At 39.7% G+C, this 17,832-nt stretch carries 13 protein-coding genes; 1 reads left to right on the top strand and 12 read right to left on the bottom strand.

The window, feature by feature from the left end:
* Positions 1-53: 53 nt before the first annotated feature.
* The 3 genes from CGC63_RS02360 to CGC63_RS02350 form a co-directional block, all read right to left on the bottom strand.
* The gene (locus tag CGC63_RS02360) at positions 54-1,388 is read right to left on the bottom strand and encodes a Na+/H+ antiporter family protein (protein WP_004221248.1); all 1,335 of its coding nucleotides are present in this window, start codon (positions 1,386-1,388) and stop codon (positions 54-56) included.
* Between the two features lie 89 nt (positions 1,389-1,477).
* Positions 1,478-3,013 carry a histidine ammonia-lyase gene (hutH, locus tag CGC63_RS02355; RefSeq protein WP_039925245.1) on the bottom strand — a complete coding sequence of 512 codons (1,536 nt, stop codon included), beginning with the start codon at positions 3,011-3,013 and terminating at the stop codon, positions 1,478-1,480.
* A 124-nt stretch (positions 3,014-3,137) separates the two neighbouring features.
* Positions 3,138-6,002: an ATP-binding protein gene (locus CGC63_RS02350; RefSeq protein ID WP_004221253.1), complete on the bottom strand. Its 2,865-nt coding sequence runs from the start codon at positions 6,000-6,002 to the stop codon at positions 3,138-3,140.
* Between the two features lie 153 nt (positions 6,003-6,155).
* Here CGC63_RS02350 and CGC63_RS02345 point away from each other — a divergent pair, with 153 nt between their 5' ends.
* Positions 6,156-6,917 carry a polysaccharide deacetylase family protein gene (locus tag CGC63_RS02345; protein WP_009247186.1) on the top strand — a complete coding sequence of 254 codons (762 nt, stop codon included), beginning with the start codon at positions 6,156-6,158 and terminating at the stop codon, positions 6,915-6,917.
* Between the two features lie 118 nt (positions 6,918-7,035).
* Here the strand turns inward: CGC63_RS02345 and CGC63_RS02340 are convergent, their stop codons facing one another.
* From CGC63_RS02340 to CGC63_RS02300, 9 genes are all read right to left on the bottom strand, one after another.
* Positions 7,036-7,608, bottom strand: a complete 573-nt coding sequence (locus CGC63_RS02340) for a phosphate propanoyltransferase (protein ID WP_040351028.1) — start codon at positions 7,606-7,608, stop codon at positions 7,036-7,038.
* A 73-nt stretch (positions 7,609-7,681) separates the two neighbouring features.
* Entirely contained in the window at positions 7,682-8,305 is a 624-nt protein-coding gene (locus tag CGC63_RS02335; RefSeq protein WP_004221256.1) for a J domain-containing protein, read from the bottom strand.
* A 79-nt stretch (positions 8,306-8,384) separates the two neighbouring features.
* A complete protein-coding gene (locus tag CGC63_RS02330; RefSeq protein ID WP_004221257.1) occupies positions 8,385-8,909 on the bottom strand; it encodes a spore maturation protein in 525 nt (174 codons plus the stop codon).
* A 61-nt stretch (positions 8,910-8,970) separates the two neighbouring features.
* Positions 8,971-9,840 carry a magnesium transporter CorA family protein gene (locus CGC63_RS02325; RefSeq protein ID WP_004221258.1) on the bottom strand — a complete coding sequence of 290 codons (870 nt, stop codon included), beginning with the start codon at positions 9,838-9,840 and terminating at the stop codon, positions 8,971-8,973.
* The gene (locus tag CGC63_RS02320; protein WP_004221260.1) at positions 9,837-10,883 is read right to left on the bottom strand and encodes a sensor histidine kinase; all 1,047 of its coding nucleotides are present in this window, start codon (positions 10,881-10,883) and stop codon (positions 9,837-9,839) included. The genes CGC63_RS02325 and CGC63_RS02320 overlap by 4 nt, the downstream gene beginning before the upstream one ends.
* A complete protein-coding gene (locus tag CGC63_RS02315; RefSeq protein WP_004221263.1) occupies positions 10,870-11,541 on the bottom strand; it encodes a response regulator transcription factor in 672 nt (223 codons plus the stop codon). The genes CGC63_RS02320 and CGC63_RS02315 overlap by 14 nt, the downstream gene beginning before the upstream one ends.
* Before the next feature lie 18 nt (positions 11,542-11,559).
* The gene (locus CGC63_RS02310; protein ID WP_004221265.1) at positions 11,560-13,596 is read right to left on the bottom strand and encodes an FtsX-like permease family protein; all 2,037 of its coding nucleotides are present in this window, start codon (positions 13,594-13,596) and stop codon (positions 11,560-11,562) included.
* Positions 13,586-14,362, bottom strand: coding sequence for an ABC transporter ATP-binding protein (locus tag CGC63_RS02305; RefSeq protein ID WP_004221268.1), 777 nt, complete (start codon positions 14,360-14,362; stop codon positions 13,586-13,588). Before CGC63_RS02305 ends, CGC63_RS02310 begins: the two co-directional genes overlap by 11 nt.
* Before the next feature lie 83 nt (positions 14,363-14,445).
* Positions 14,446-17,829, bottom strand: a complete 3,384-nt coding sequence (locus tag CGC63_RS02300) for an ABC transporter permease (RefSeq protein WP_004221270.1) — start codon at positions 17,827-17,829, stop codon at positions 14,446-14,448.
* Between the last annotated feature and the right edge of the window lie 3 nt (positions 17,830-17,832).

The following is a 17,832-nucleotide window of genomic DNA, read 5'->3' as shown; positions in this document are numbered from 1 at the left end:
GTTTATATAAACTATGATGGGTGCCCTGATTATTCGTACATCCAAAGCTCCTTTTATAGGATCTGAGCTGCAACAATTGCCGCAATCATTAACGGGATATTAAAGTGTAAGAATGTCGGTACACAAGTATCCCAAATATGGTCGTGCTGACCATCTGCATTCAAACCAGATGTAGGTCCCAGTGTTGTATCAGAAGCCGGTGAACCAGCATCGCCGAGAGCTGCTGCCGCAGACATCAGAACGATTGTAGCTGCCGGTGAAAATCCAACCTGATGACATAACGGAACGTATAATACTGCCAGTACAGGAACTGTACCGAAGGAAGTACCAATACCCATAGTTACTAATAAACCAATTAAAGTAATAATGGTAGCTGCAATCCATTTATTTCCGCCCATTAAAGAAATGGCACTTGTAACCAGTTCATTTACCGCACCTGTATTCTTCAGAACAGTTGCGAAACCACCTGCTACTAGCATAACAAATGCGATGAAGCCCATTAATTTAATACCGCCTTGTAACTGCTCGTCAATATCTTTTGGTTTTACTGCCTGGAATATAAACATAACCAGAAGTCCACCAAGAGCTGCTATCGGCAGAGAGCCAAACTTAATCTGAAGTACTACTACTACTACAATAGCTGCAAGTGTTACCCAGTGCTGATATTTCAGTGTTAAGTCTTCTGTTTCCGTTACGCCTTCTAACTGAATGTCTTTGTATTCACGAGGTTTTCTGTATGTAACAAATAAAGCAATCAAAAGACCGATAAACATAGCTACTGCAAGAATCCAGTTCACTGCTGTAATATCTCCAACAGTAACTTTCCATCCAAAGTCTTTTGCGTTATCGTTGATATTATCTCTGATAATTCCCATGAAAATCAAACCAAATCCCATAGGAACTGCAATGTAAGGAGCCTTATGACCAAAAGCGATGGTACAGGCAACTCCACGTCTATCCAGTTTCATCTTATTCATCATAGCCAGTAATGGTGGAACGAGGATTGGAATATATGCAATGTGAATTGGAATAATATTCTGAGATGCACACGCAATTACCAATAAGATACCAATCAAAATCCATTTATTTCCACCTACTACTCTTGCGATTTTCTTGGAAAGGATTTCTGTGATACCAGTATACGCCATAGCAGATGCAAAAGTACCAAGCAGTACATATGCCAGCGCTGTTTCTGCATTACCGCTAAAACCGGCAATTACAGAACTCATAATACTTACCTCATCTCCGGTACTGATAAGTGGCAATCCACCAATCAGACCTGCCACAAACAGTGAAACTAACATAGATAATAATACGTTTACTTTCAACAGGCAGAGTACACACAGAAGCAACACTGCCACGATTACAGGATTAAGCAAATTTTCCATAAAATAAACCTCCCTCTTTTTTTGATAGTTACGACTGGCAAAGGGGTCCCTCTCCAAACACAGCCGTAACGCACCCTCTTTAAATTATATTATCTTGTTTCGATTGCGCTGCCAATCGCTTCTTCTACTGCTTTGATTAAGGAACCATTTTCAATGATTTCTTCACAGTAGTTGATATCTCCGTACAATTCACGGTCATCGTCTAAAGTAGCAACCTGTTTACGAACTAAATCATAAGCAGCCTGTGTACCTTTACCAAGACCTTTGTTGCCTCTCATATCAATACCCTGACAGGCAACCATCAATTCCATTGCAAGAACACGTCTTACGTTCTTAGCAATCTCTCCAGCTTTTCTAGCTGCAATCGTACCCATAGATACATGGTCTTCCTGACCTGCTGATGAAGGAATACTGTCAACAGAAGCAGGATGTGCCAATACTTTGTTTTCAGATACTAATGCTGCTGCTGAATACTGTACGATCATAAATCCTGAGCAAACACCGCCATGAGGTGTTAAGAATGCAGGTAAATCGCTGTATGCCGGATTTACCAGACGCTCGATACGTCTTTCAGAAACGTTTGCCAGTTCAGCTACGCCGATACCAAGGAAGTCAAAGCTTAATGCCATTGGCTGACCGTGGAAGTTACCGCCTGAAATACCTGCACGGTCTTCCTTGAAGATAATCGGGTTATCTGTAACAGAATTGATTTCAATATTAACTTTATCTAATACGTAGTTGATTGCATCTTTACTTGCACCATGAATTTGAGGTGAGCATCTTAAGGAATAAGCATCCTGTACACGAATTTCACCCTGACGTGTGGTGTTCTTGCTTCCTTCCAGAAGTTTTAACAGGTTTCTTGCTGTTGCTAACTGTCCGGAATGTGGACGTACGTCATGTACTCTGTGGTCTAACGCATCTACAACACCGTTCTGTGCTTCAAAGCAGAGAGCGTCTGCAATATCAGCTACCTTTAATAAGTTCAGTGCATCGTATAATGCAAGAGAACCTGCTGATGTCATTGCCTGTGTACCGTTGTTTAATGCAAGACCTTCTTTTGCAGATAATTCAATTGTAGGAATACCTGCACGTTTCATAGCTTCTGCACCAGGAAGGAGTTCACCTTCATAATAAGCCATACCAAGACCTAACATTGGCAGAACCATGTGAGATAATGGAGCAAGGTCACCGGAAGCTCCCAGAGAACCTTTTTCAGGAATAAATGCTGTAACACCTTTGTTCAGCATATCCACCATTGTCTGTACTGTTTCTAATCTGATACCTGAAAATCCTTTTACAAGGTTATTAATTCTCAGAAGCATAATTCCTCTTGCAATATCTTCTGAGAAAGGATCTCCTGCACCTACCGCATGAGTGATAATCAGATTTTTCTGAAGCGCTTTACACTGATCCTGAGAAATCACCACATCACTAAATTTACCAAATCCAGTAGTAATTCCGTATACAACCTTTTCTTCCGCAACTAAGTCATCTACTACCTTTCTGGATTCGATGATGTTCTGCTTTGCCTCTTCTGCGAGCTCAATTTTTGCATGTCCTCGACAGATAGCAGCAATTTGTTCCAGTGTTAAGTCTTTACCAGTAATTAAAATATTACTCATATCGCACCCTCTTTTCCTCTTTATATTATACGTAAAATTATACATTATAGGTGTCAAAAAAGCGTCAATAAATGTCATTTTGCATAATCTCTTTTTAGACGTTTTTGAAAGTTCTTGTATTTATCTACATATCTTCTTCAAATTTCCGAAGCAGTTCCATTGTTGTGGGATTCTTGATTTTCTCGGATATCTGCCTGCTTTCCTTATAATAAGCCTTTGCTTCCTCAAAAGAATTTTGCCGTTTTAAAAGCATTGCCATATAAATTTGAGCTCTTTCCAAGCCCCAGTAATACCCATGACGTTTCAGACAGGAAATTGCTTTTTCCAGATACTGTCTTGCTTCCTTATCCTTATTCTGTAAATAGAAAATCTGTCCCATACCGGAATAAAACTGTCCAAGTCCGTTTGTCACTACTTTTCCCTGGCCCATTTCAATGGCACGTTCATAATACACGGCTGCCATCTCCAAATCGCCCTGACAACGGCTTAAATCTCCCAGATATCCCTGACAGGCAGCAATGCTCATATTGAAATGTGCTTTTCCCTTTGCACATTCCCGAAAAACCTTCATAGCTTCGATTAATGTTTTTTCTGCCTTTGTGTACTCTCCTTTGTGAAGGAAATAGCAGCCTAACAGACGCATAAACACGCCGCTTTCTTCTGTTGCCTTTTCTTCCTTCTGAAGGTAACGCAGACCTTTCTGAACATATTCCTCCACCTGTACAAAATCCTCTACCTGAATACCGTAAAAAATCATCTGTTTGAAATTGTTAAGGAGCATTTTCTTTTCATCTAGTTTTTCTGCCAGCTGCATGCTTTCCGTAATGCACTGGATACCCATGTCGTATTCTCCCATGGCAATTTTATAGCGCCCCTTTACATAGTACATTTCCATTTTCATTTCCTGTGCCTGATGAGAGCTGTCTTCCAGACGAATTACTTCTTCTGCCAAGGCAAGCATTTCCTCTGCTCCCCTTGTTACGCCGTATTCGTCATCGCCGTATTCTATCTCCCAATGAAGAACAGGAAAGTTTTCATTAATAATCGTATAGTATTCCTTTAGATATTTAATCTTGTATTCATAAGTTTTCACCTGATTACGGCATCTCTCATAGTGATGAATAATCATTGGAAGACAGGCAAAATTTTCCTTTGTCTCCGCCTGCTTTTCATAATACTGTGCAAGCATCTGGTGGTACATCCTTCTTTTTCCCACACTCTGATGCTCGTACAAATATTCCCGAAATATTCGATGAACAAATTTATAATAAATATTCCATCCGACTAAAATCTCTTTAATCAAACGGCGCTCCTGAAGCTTTTCCAAAATGCGGATGAGGTTCAAACGGTCAAGCTCCGGAAGCAGAAATTCCAGCTCTTCGATGCTTATCTTTTCCGGAAATAATGACATACAGTATAAAACCTCTGTTTCGCTGTCCGGCAGTCCTGCAAGCCTTGCCTTGATAAGATTTGTGGTCTTGGGAGATATCTCAAGAGTATATCCCTTTTCCTTAATCAAATTCATCAGTTCCATTAAGAAAAAAGCATTTCCGTCAGTCATTCGGTAAATTTCTTCTTTTTTCTTTTCTTCCCTGTCAAGCTGCGGCAGATGGCGATGCAGAAGCTCCTCGGTTTCCTCTCTGGTAAAAGAATGAAGATTAATTACCTGAAGGCAGTCATTCTTCACCAGCTTCTCCAATGCCTCCATAACCTCTGTATCATTATCCTGATTATAAGTACACATAAGCAATATTTTGTCTGTTCCTATGGTCAGCAAAATACGGTTAAGAAGCTGAAAGCTCATTTTATCCAGCCATTGAATATCATCAAAAAACAGAACTACTTTATGGCGTTCTGCAATTCTTCGGAACATTTCCAAAACAGACTGCTCCAAAATCTGATAGGTCAGTCTGCCCATTTTTTCCTCGCCTTCTGTAAGCACGCCTTTTAAAATTCTCTTTATCTGCCCTTTTTCATCCTCTACGATTTCTTTTTCCAAAATTCCGTTTTCCACGCACTGATCAATTTCCCAGAAAATATCATTCCAAGGACGAAGAAAGAAATCCGACTCATCACGGTAGCAGGCTGCGTTTAAAGGTATCATCTGATATCCCCGCACCATCTGTTTTGCTTTATCCAAAAGAGCCGATTTACCCACGCCCTCTTCTCCGCTTATAGCAACACACTGAGGATTTCCCCATCTTCCCGTACCTACAATACATTCGCTGATACGATAAATTTCTTCTGTTCTTCCTGTGAAAGGCAAGTTCCAACTCCCGTTATCTGAAGCTACATTCCCTTTTACATTAAAAATCCTGTGAAACAGCTCTGTAATTTCACCGGAGGGCTCAACTCCCAGCTCCTCATCCAGCACCTTTTCCAAATCATAATACAGCTTAATCGCCATATTATAATTTCCGCCGGAAGCGTAGATTTCCATAATTTCCTGATACAGCTTTTCATTATAAGAGTCGTGCTTCAAAAGAATATTGCTGTATTTTTGTATCTGAGCCATATCCTTTACAGCATTAGCATCATGAAGACGTTTTCGTGCGCTTTTTAAAAAGGACTGGTCATACTGCTCCTGCATGGACTCAATCCACTCCTCAAATTCATAACTGTTCTTAATATGAAAATGCGATAAAAATCCGTCTTCCTCATTCTCTAAAATATTTTCCTCTGTAATGAAATCCCAATCGATTTCAGGCATACATTCCGGATTTAAGGAAATGCTGGTATGTCCTGCCGTAACCAAAATTTCTTTTCCAAGTAATTTTTTTATCTGATAAACTGCTTCACGCAGATTTTTTCGTCCTACATTTTCATTGTCCGCACCCCAGAGAACATAAATAATTTCTTCCCTTGTTGCGTTCTTTTTCACACATAAATAGTAGAAAAAACCTTCTGCTTTTTTATATGGAAAGTTTATTCTTTCTCCGTCTACTTCTACATACGGTCTTCCTAAAAGATGCACATTGATTTTGCCCAAATTCTATCCCTCACATTCTATATTCTCTAAGTATACTAATGTCTCTCCTTAATGTCAACTAAGTGAAAGCGTTCCCTTTTCCCTCCCCTTGTGGTTCTTTTTACCCTTTCTGAAAAATACAATAGAAACAAACAGGTTTTAAGGAGCTCCAGATTGTTAAAACGCTTTTTAAACACTATCCTTTTGCTGGCATTTGCCGGACTTCTGATTTTTTCTGCCGTATCCGTACTTCCTAATATTGTTTCCGTAAGCAACACTGTGGGCGGCAAGGAGCTGCCCATCTACTGCGTAGAAACGGAAAAGCCGCAAATTTCCATCAGTTTTGATGCTGCTTGGGGAAATGAGGACACACAAACCATTTTGGATATTCTGGCAAAGCACAACGTAAAAGCAACCTTCTTCATGACAGGGGGATGGGTAGAAAGTTATCCAGAAGATGTAAAGAAAATCTACGAGGCCGGACATGATTTAGGCAACCACAGTGAAAATCACAAGCACATGCCCCAACTAAGCGATGAAGAAAAAACGCAGGAATTGATGAAGGTACATAATAAAGTTAAAGAACTGACCGGCTTTGATATGTTTTTATTCCGTCCGCCTTACGGCGACTATGACAATCAAGTCGTTCGAAATGCAAAAAAAAATAATTATTATCCCATTCAGTGGGATGTAGACTCTCTGGATTGGAAAGATTACGGAGCCGAAGACATTGTAAAGCGTGTAACAGAACATAAGGCTCTCGGAAACGGAAGCATTATCCTGTGCCACAACGGTGCTAAATACACAAAAGATGCTCTTGATACCTTAATTACTGCTTTACAGGAGAAGGGATATGAATTTGTGCCGATTTCCCAACTGATTTACAGGGATAATTATCACTTAAACCACGAAGGACGACAAATTAAGGATAAGTAGAAATCTCTATCCGCCGCTGTGCATCCTTGCGGAGCATTTTTTATTTCATAGGACGCAATTTCCTATGAAATAAAAAAGGCATCGGTAATTCCTGCCGATGCCTTGTCCTAAAATTCAATTATTTAATAATCATTTCTCCGAAGCATTCTTTACCAGGTGCTAAAGCGTTTGCTTCGTCTGTATCAATGTGAGCTGCTGTTGCATAAGATGCGCTTACACGAACAACTACATCACCGAATGTTAAGCTTCTTCCGTTTGGAGACTCGATAGCTAATTCAACAATCTGTTTGTCAGCTACGCCTGCTTTTTCAGCATCTTCCGGTGTCATATGTACGTGACGTTTTGCAGCGATTACGCCTTCTGTTAATTCAACTTCACCTGTCGGTCCGACAATCTTACATGCTCCTGAGTCTTTGATATCTCCGGACTCACGAATTGGAGCAACAACACCGATGCTTCTTGCATCTGTTAAAGAAACCTCTACCTGTGTATCATTTCTTACAGGTCCTAAAACAGACATTTTCAGGCTGCCTTTTGTTCCGATTACTTCAACTTTTTCTTCACATGCGAACTGTCCCGGCTGGCTTAACATTTTTTTCACTGTTAATTCATGTCCTTTACCGAACAGAACTTCTAAATGCTCCTGAGATAAATGTACGTGTCTTGCAGATGTTTCTACTAATACTTTCATTTTGAAATCCTCCACTTTTGAAATATTCATTACCTTCAATTATAACTTTTTCCCTGTACTTGTCAACTTATATTTAAACACTTTCTTCCTTAGGAAACTTATTTTTTAAATAATCATATTCCTCCATGATGCTTCTGGTAATTTCATCTTCACCAAAACTATTATCTGGATGATAAATTCGAAGAAGGGCATAATAGCGTTTTTTCAGTTCTTCCTGACTTTTAATCCCTTTAAAATAATGAATATGAAATCCAGCATCATCTGTTTCCTTTCCTTTATATCCGCCCTCAAAAGCAGACCATTGATAGTCCGGTCTTTTATAGAAGGCTTTCCAATTATCTGAATTTCCCATATACCATTTCCAAATCCAGCTGCACACTGCCTCAAGCACCACCATGACCATAGCGACTCCTGCCGCCGGAATATATGCCAGTCCGCCTGCCACTGCCATTGTCAGGATAATTGCCGGAATTCCCGGGCCGTTTCCATTTATCTGCAATACAATCTCAACCAGAACTCCGATAGACAGCATGACCGCCGAAACAATGCACGCAAAGGAAACCACCGCCCCACACATTTTTAAGAAAAACTGAATTCCCCTTATTACAATAAATACAACTGTCAACGGTATTGCCAGCACAACCTTTAGTATAAGAAGCAATACCTTCCCAAGCTTTTTCTTATCTATTTCTCGCATCTCTTTCCCTACATTTCATCTACTGTTTTTTCACTGTATTAGTTTAACATATTTGATAGAAATTTTACAGAAATTTTTTTTACATACTACCTGCTAAAAATATACTGACGGCAATCCCCGCAGCCGTTGCCAGCATAGCTCCTGCAACGGTATATCTTGTTTTGTTTACTTTTGCCGCTATAAAATAAACAGAAATCGTATAGAAAATCGTTTCTGTGCAGGACATCATAATGGATGCAATCAATCCGATGTAGGAGTCCGTGCCAAATTCTTTAAAAATATCAAGCACCAGTCCTGTCGCAGCGCTTGAGGAAAACATTCGGATAATGGCAAGAGGTACCAGCTCAGAAGGAAAACCGATTTGTGCGGTAAAATTTCCCAACACCTGCCCCAGCATATCCAAAAATCCCGATGCCCGAAGCACACCCACTGCCACCATTAGCCCGATTAAAGTAGGCAAAATTTTAACAACAGTCAAAAGACCATCCTTCGCTCCTTTCACAAATTCCTCGTATACACGGCATTTCATAAGAATACCAAATCCCACAATATAAAACAAAATTAACGGTATGCTAATCTCTGAGAGAAAAATCAAAAACTTCATATCTGCTCCTGATGCCTTTTGTTCTATATTTACGCTGAATTTTTTAAAAAAGAAGGGGCTTTTACATTTTTCTGCGCTTTTTCAAATATCCTTTCTTTCTGAAGTAACGCACCTCCACTGCAATAATTATAAGGGTAATGAAAATCACTGTAAGATATCCGTATTTCCAATTTAAAAGAGGCATATTGGGAAAGTTCATGCCATACCAGCCTGCCAGCAGGGACAATGGCAGAAATACCGTAGTTACAATGGTTAAAATAGTCATAATCTCATTTTGAGAAATATCAATCTGCGCCTGATATAGTTCATGCAGCTGCAAAAGATTTTCCCGAATATTCTCTGTATATCCATGCAAGCGAGATACACGGCTCGCCAGCATTTTCCATCCTGTTTCATCTTCCTCTGACAAGCGCTCACCTAAATTCCCCTGTATTTCTTCTATCACATCCAAAAGCTGCACATAAAACCCGTGAAGACGTGTCATGGCTCTGCGAAACCTCATTAAAACCTCGGGAAAATCTCTGGGCGGCTGAACAATTAAAATATCTTCCAGTTCTGTAATTTTCTCCTCTATCTTTTGCAGATAAGGTACTTCGTCCTCAATAAGTCCGTTTAAAACCGTAAGAAGTATTCCCAGCTCCTGACCTTCCTCTATATCTTCCAGTTCCTTTCGCTTTTCCAGCACAGGATGAATAACCTTATCTTCATCTAAAAAGATAATCGCTCCCTTTTTCACATAATATGCTGCAATCAAAAACTTCCCCTGAAGATTTCTTTTATCCGGTATTTTCAAAATTCCAAACATACCCTCTGAGAAAAATTCTGTTTTGCAATATGCCGCTTCCTCCAAGCTCTTAACAAAAAGCTTTTTATACGGATATTCTGACAAAGAAGTGAGAAACTCTTCTTTCGTCATAAAGCTTATCTTCATACAATCTCCTCCTTTTCCACCTTGGGGAATTCGATTATCAGCCGAAATCCACCTGCTTCTCTGTTCTTTGCGCTGCATATAAGCTTCATATTTTCTGCCAGTTTTTTCACCAGATACAGTCCTATTCCCGTAGATTTCTTATTTTCCTGCCCGTTGCTTCCGGTAAATCCCTTTTCAAAAACAAAAGGCAAATCCACCTCGGAAACTCCTTTTCCGTTATCTTCTATACAAAGACAAAGCTTTTCCCCATTTTCATAAGAGGAAAAAATAATCTGTCCCTTTTCTTCTTTTCTATATTGAATACTATTGCTCACAGCCTGAGATAATATAAACTCCAAATTTTTCCTGTCCGTAAAAATTTCTTTGATTTTTAAGTCCTTTGCTATGGAAATTCCATTTTCTGTCAATAAATATTCGTATTCCTCCAGCACGTACCCTATACATTCCCGAAGGCTTACCCACTCCATAACCTCTCTTTTATGTTCATACGACAGACGGGAAAAATACAAAATCTGGGATACATATTCCTGTAACTGCACATTCATATATTGCAGCTTCTGATAAACCTTGGGACTCATTTCGTCTTCACGGTTTTCCAGCATCAGCGTAAGCCATGATATGGGCGTCTTTATTTCGTGCACCCATGTTTCTACATATTCCTGCTGCTGCTGAAGCGCCAGCACCTTGTCCTTCTTTTCTACTTCAATATCCTCTATTTTTTCTCTTAATTTTTCTATTATCCACTTTTCTTCAAAAGATAATACGTCTGTGTTTAATTCTCTGTTCAGATGATTTCTGTCACTGAGAAGCTCTTGAAAATAAAGAAATTTTTTCTTTTTCTTTTTTAGTTTATTCAGAAAAAGAAATACAAAAATCACACCTGTAAAAAGCACAAATATAGCTGCCAGCTTTCCACTTTTTCTGTTATCCAGCAGCCAAAGGCAAAGAAAAGAAAAACAATCGAAAAACAGAAGAGCAACAAAGAACTCTGCGTTTTCCTTCCACACTTCTCCTGCCGTCTGCCATTTTCTATTCTTCTCCATTCCAGAGATACCCCCTTCCGCGAACCGTCTGTACCATATTTTTCAGCCCTAATGTATTCAATGTTTTGCGCAGCCGTGTCATATTTACCTGAAGAATATTTTCGTCTACATAGACCTGTGTTCCCCATACCATCAAAAATAAATCCTCTTTAGAAACAATTTCTCCGGAATGTTCCAAAAGCACCTCCAGAATTTTTCCTTCTTTTTCAGGCAATACCTTCGAACAATTTCCTGTATAAAGTGTATAGGTATGTTTGTCTAAATAAAACCCATTTCCCTTTAAAATACCTTCAAAGCCAGAAAAACGCTGTAACGTATTCTCTATACGCGCCAAAAGCCGTCCCTTATGGTACGGCTTTGTTAAAAAATCATCAGCTCCCAGCTTCAATCCATGAATTTCATCTTCAATCTGTATCCGTGAAGTCAGAATAATCACCGAACACAGATTTTTCTCCTTTAATTGTTTACAGATTTCAAATCCTGATTTTTGGGGCAAATTGATATCTAAAAGCACAAGGGCCGGTCTGCTTTTCTGAATTTCTTCATAAACATTCTGAAAATCACGGATTTGTGTCACCTCATAGCCTTCCTTTTCCAAAATGTCTGCCAGCTCTTCCCTCATAAAACAATCATCTTCCACTATGGTAATTCTGCTCATAAACCCCACTCACTTTTCCTATTCATCTCTTTTTCGTTCTAATAAAGCATGAATATTTCTATCACTGTTTTTCATCACCGCTCTGATATATACCCATTCTACCACAACAATGAGAATTACTACAACAAAGGACATCACAATCATACTGCTCTGCTGTTGTTCATAATAAGAAGCCAGAAGTCCATTTGTCATTGCCCAAATTCCAAAAACAGAGCTGACAACAGCCACTGCTACCGGAAGGAAAAAGTACCAACACACCTGTGCTCTCCCTGACTTTGAAGCCTTTGCAAAATCTGCTCCAAGGGCAAACAAAGCCTGATAGCGTTTTCCTGTCTTTCTTTGATACATAAGAAACTGCGTTCCAATTGCCGTGTTGCCGATAATCAAAAATATAACACCCATATAAACAGCCAAATACGTCTCAGACACCATATAGAACAAATACCTTCCCATATTTTCCATATAGCTTTCATAATCTATTCCCGTTTTTGTCAGCTCTTTATTGATATCCGTAAAGCTTTTAATCAGTCCTTCTTTTTCGATTATCTTACTGTCCAATACTGCATTCCAATAGCACTCTGTATTGCCTTCTTGATGTAAAGCATCAAACACACTGTCTTCTACAATTAACCCGTCCATAAGGGTAATTTTATTATCCGTCACCACATCATAGGACATGACCTTTTCTTTCATAAGGTAATCCTGCCCGTCAATTTGCAGACGCACACCTGTTTTCAAGGCTTCTTCTAATATCCCTATACTTTCTTCATCTCTTAGTTCAGGATCTTCATATAAAACCACTTCATTTTTTTCTAAATGCAAAGGTTCTTTTCCCACTGACTCCAGAAGCTGATTATAACTGGATAACCTCACCATATATGGGCTGTCTGAATATTCCAGATTATTGATTATATTATTTCTGACATCTGATATGGGTAATTTTTCCAATGCCGCTATCATCTCTTTATTGGAAAAGGTATGTTCTCCTTCAAAGGTAGGCATAAGTGAAATCTCCATTTGATAGAAGTTCTTAAATTTATCCATAACACCTGCTCTCTCCAGCTTCTCTTTTACCTCCCCTTCTTCGCCGACAAAGGTAAAATCTATAAAACGTTCCGGTTTCTGTGAAAATGCCGCCGAAACACCAAAAGACAGACAAGAAAATGCCAGCAAAAGTAATAGAGAACAGGATGCCAGAAATCCGCTTTTCAGAAAAATACTTTCCTGTAATTGACGAAGGGTAAAGGTTCTAAGACCTTTTGTTTTCTTTTTCAAAGCTTTTTGAAACAAGAAGTAAAAACCTTTAAACAAGAAATACGTTCCGGTTATTCCAAAGAGTACGGTCCATAAAAGGGAACGCATCTGCTCCCACAGCCCTTCTCGCAAGCCCAAAGAATATGCTATTCCTAGAAAAATAAGACCAATGAAAAGAAAAAACAGCGAGACCTGTCTTTTGGTTCTCTTTTTCTCGCCTTCATCCGTATTTTTCATCAGCACATAAGGCTCTTTATTCACGGTTATTCCGCTTAAAATGCTCATAATTACAATCTTAATCAGAACAATTCCTATCACCGTCCACAAAACAGCCGTCCACGCAACAGTAAAACGGTGTTCTAAAATTCCCAGTCCAATTATTCTTGATACAGTAAGACTGATAATCTCTGTAAGCAGAATAGCAATGGGAAAGCCTGCCAGAAAAGCAACTGCCGTATTTACCATATCTTCTGCAATGAGCATAAAAAACAGGCGGCTTCTTTTCATTCCCATCATCAGATAAAGTCCTAGTTCATGGCTTCTTCGCTCCAACTGATACCGTGTTGTAAAAAATACCAAAAAGGACAGGACAAAAAGCGAAAACACATAAAATATCGGAATAAGAAGCAAAAGCTTCTGAACAGCATCACTTTCCATACTCTTTATAAATTTCATGACATCCTGATTTTCTATGGATAAAATCACATAGAAAGCCACCACGGAAATCACTAAAGAAACAAAGTAAAGGCTGTTTTCTTTTCTGCCGGATTTGCTGTTTCTCTTAATCAGATTATAAAACATTGGCGCTCCCTCCTCCCAGTGCAGCCGTCACTTCTAGTATTCTTCGATAAAAATCAGACTGACTTTCCTCCGGAAGCTGACGCCGAAGCTCATGAAAAATAACTCCGTCCTGAATAAATAAAATCCTGCTGCAATAGCTTGCCGCATTGGCATCGTGAGTTACCATCATTACCGTTGTTTTAAAATCTTCACACACACCGTTTATTTTTTCTAAAAGCTTTTTGGCGCTGTGACTGTCAAGCGCTCCTGTGGGCTCATCTGCCAACAGAATTTTCGGCTGGGAAATAAGCGCTCTTGCCGCCGCTGCTCTTTGCTTCTGCCCTCCTGAAATCTGGGAAGGAAACTTATCCAAAACCTCCTGCATATCCAGATATTTTGCCAACTCCATACATTTTCTTTCTGCCTGTTTCTGATCGTCTCCATGTATGGCAGAAGGCAGGAGAATATTTTCTTCCACTGTAAGATTATCTAAAAGCTCAAAATCCTGAAACAGATATCCGATTTCTTTGCCGCGAAACTGCGCCAGCTTTTTCCCCTTAAAGGTACTGATATCTTCTCCTGCCAGTAAAACTTTTCCTTCTGTGGGCTTTATCATGGTTGCAATACAGTTCAAAAGTGTGGTTTTGCCTGAACCGCTGCTTCCCATAATACCCAGAAATTCCCCTTCCAAAACCTGAAAGAAAACGCCGTTTAAAGCTTTTGTCTCCCCCTCTTTTCTTCCATAGCTTTTCTTTAACCCTTGTATTTCTAATAATGTTTTTCCCATATACTCCTCATCTCCTTATTTAAGATACCTTTATTATAAAAGATGACAGCCGGAAAAAACACTTACATCTTTTGTAAGAATTCTTACTCCACGCTCTTTAAAGACTCTACCATATCTATTTTCTTTAATTTAAAGTACATCACTGCATTTACAAGAAAGGAAAACATACAAGTCAGCGCTGCACTCAACACAAAGCTAATATTTTCAATAATTCTGGTGAACATCACACTGTCAATTTCCACTGTCACAATCACAAAACGATGGAGAATACTTCCCAGTGCAATTCCCACTACTACACCGATTATGGTAAGCAAAATATTTTCTCGGAGCACATAAGCCGAAACCTCTTTATCATAAAATCCCAAAACCTTAATGGTTGCCAGCTCACGTTTTCTCTCTGTGATATTGATGTTATTCAGATTATACAAAACTACAAAAGCAAGGAGACCTGCAGAAATAATCAGCGCTACAATCACAATGTCAAGGCTTTCCAGCATATCGTCTAACTGCCCTTGTATATTATAGGTATAGGTCACATTCAAAGCCCCACGTTTATCCAGAATATTTTCTCCGATTTCCTTTACGCCTTTTTCATTAAAGTTCTTCATCTTAAAGTATACGGTATTCGGCTCCATATCTTCGCCGTAAATCTCTCTGTAAGTTTCCGGTGAAATATACAGATAGTGCTCCATATAATTTTCACAGATATCCGTTACCTGAAGTTCCACCTGTTTCTCATCCTTATCCTCAAGAACAATCTTATCACCTTTTTCAACATCTAAAAGCTGTGCCGCCTTCTCTGTTAAAATTACGGAATTTTTCTCCAGCTCAAACTCCTTCTTTGTAATGCGGTTTCTGAAAACCTGAAACTCCTTGTTTTTCTCAAGGTCAGAAGGTACGCTTAAATAAACCTCCTGTTCTTCCTTTCCCTTAGAAATCGTCACTCTCTTTGAGTATCCCTCCATAATATCAGAAACCTCTTTTTCTGAAGAAAGGTACTTCGCAGGCTCTTTTCTGTCTTCTTCCTCTGCATCTGTATTCAAAATAACCATGCCGTCATATAATTGAAGCTCTCCGTACTGCAATTTACCAATGGCAAAAATAGAGTCACGAAGACCAAAGCCTACAATCATTAACGCCATGCAGCCTCCAATACCGAACACTGTCATGAAAAATCGCTTTTTATAGCGAATAAGATTTCGGATAGTAGACTTCCAGATAAAGCTTAAATGTCTCCATATAAACGGAATTCTTTCCAAAAAAACTCGTTTTCCCTGTTTCGGCGCCGGTGGTCTCATCAATACAGCCGGCTGGGAAGCAAGCTCTTTATAGCAGGCAAAAAAGGTTGCCAGACCTGTACATAAAATTGCCGCACCCGCTGCCATAATTCCGTATTCCCAATTATAAGGAATAACCACATCAGGCACATGGGTATACATAATCTTATAAGCATTTACAATGATATAAGGAAAAATCTTTTCTCCGAAAAGCACACCGAAAATACTGCCCCCTATGGTTGCCAAAAGAGCATAATTTAGATATTTGCCTGCAATACTCAGCTTTCCGTATCCCAGAGCTTTTAACGTTCCGATTTGCGTTCTCTGTTCCTCCACCATACGTGTCATGGTTGTTAAACTGATTAAAGCCGCTACAATAAAGAATAAAATCGGAAATACCTTTGCTATGGCACGAATACGGTCTGCATTGTCGCCAAAGCCCGTATATTCCGGTAAGGCGCTTCTATCCTGCACATACCACTGAGCGTTTTCAATCTTATTGATTTCCAACTGTGCGTCTTTTATCTTTTCCTCACCGTCATGAATTTCCTGTTCTGCCTCTGCTTTTCCCTGCTCGTATTCTTCCTTTGCTTTCGCAAGCTTTTCTTCATTTTCTGCAACTAAAGTTTCGCTTTCTGTTTTCTGTTTTTCTCCGTCATGAATTTTACTCCAACCGGCGTCAATCTGCTTTTGTCCTTTCTTTGCCTGTTCTTCGCCTTCAACCAGCTTTTTCCTGCTTGCCTCCAGCTGCTGCCTTCCTGCCTCAATGGCTGCCTGCCCCTGCTCCAACTGCTTTTTCGCTTCTGCAAACTGTACGTCTGCTTCCTGCTGCTTCTGTTCCAAGATTGCCTGTGCTGCCGCTATCTGCGCTCCTGCCGCCTGCAAAACAGGCTCTTTTTCTGCAATCTCTGCTTTTAACGCATCTGCCTGTGCCTGTATCTGAGGGATTTGCTCCGGTGGCAACATTCCGCTTTCCAAGCTTGCCAAAAGCTTCGCAAGTAACTCCTTCGCCTGTGCAAGAGCTGTAACGCCACTGTCATATTCCGCTTTCTGACTATTAAAATCATCCCAAGCTTTCGCAAGCTCTTCTTCTCCCTTGGCAATTTCTGCCATTCCTGTATCATATTGCTCTTTAAAAGCTGCTTCCTGTGCGTCAAATTCTTTTTTGGCTGTATTATACTGACTCCAGCCGTCAGAAATTTCTTTTTTGGCTACATCTACCTCTTTTTGACTGGCATACAGCTTATTTTTTCCGCTTTGAAGCTCATCGTTTGCCTTCTTTAGCTGTTCTTTTCCTTCCTGAAGCTGTTTTTCTCCATCATCAATCTGTTTTTTGGCATCCGTAAGCTTTTCTTCTGCTTCCTTCTTTCCTTTATCTAATTCTGCCTGTGCATCGGCAAGCTCTGCTTCTGCTTCTTCACGAATTTCATCAACCCTTCGTTTTCCCTGTTCGTCAGCAATTTCTTCAATATTTTCCTGTACCTTTTCTACCTTTACATCATATTGGGAAGTAAAAGCTGTCAACGCTTTTGCATCTTTTACAGACACATAACATTCCGTATATGCCTCCAACCCAAAATCCTCCGGAAGGACACCGATAAAGCCGCTGACTTCACCGTTTCCCACGGTACTGCTGCCTCTGGCATAAGTAAAATACATGGAGCTGCTGCCGCTTCCTACGATTTCAAAAGTGTCTGTTTTTAAAGTGTCGGTAACGGCATCTTTTGTACCGCTGGAAAGAGTAATCTTATCTCCGATTTGAAAGCCGTGAGCCTTTAAAAAGTCTCCGTCCATAAAACATTCCCCCGATTTCTCAGGCATTCTTCCCTCTTCTACGGTATATTTATTCATATCCTTTAAAACAGAAGCGACATGCAGGACTTTGTAGTTTCCTTCCACATTTAACAGCATGTCTGCCGAATATCCCGGCTCTGCTGCCTCCACGCCTTCTGTCTTTTTCAATGCTTCTACATCTTTTTCTGTCAGACCTAAAGTTCCTATCACACGAAGATCCATTACATTATTTCTGTCAAAATATGCGTCACCGGAGAAACGCATATCCGGTTCTCCTGCCCGAATACCGGAAAAAAACGCAACTCCCATTGCTACAATAAAGAAAATCGATAAAAATCTTCCCAGACTTTTTCGTATTTCTACATAAAAGTCTTTTCTTATTGCTCTTTTTTTCATGTC

The sequence above is a fragment of the Blautia hansenii DSM 20583 genome, assembly GCF_002222595.2.
GTDB lineage: Bacteria > Bacillota > Clostridia > Lachnospirales > Lachnospiraceae > Blautia > Blautia hansenii.
The sequence above is the reverse complement of the archived record's forward strand: the minus strand, read 5'-3'. Positions and strand labels throughout refer to the sequence as shown.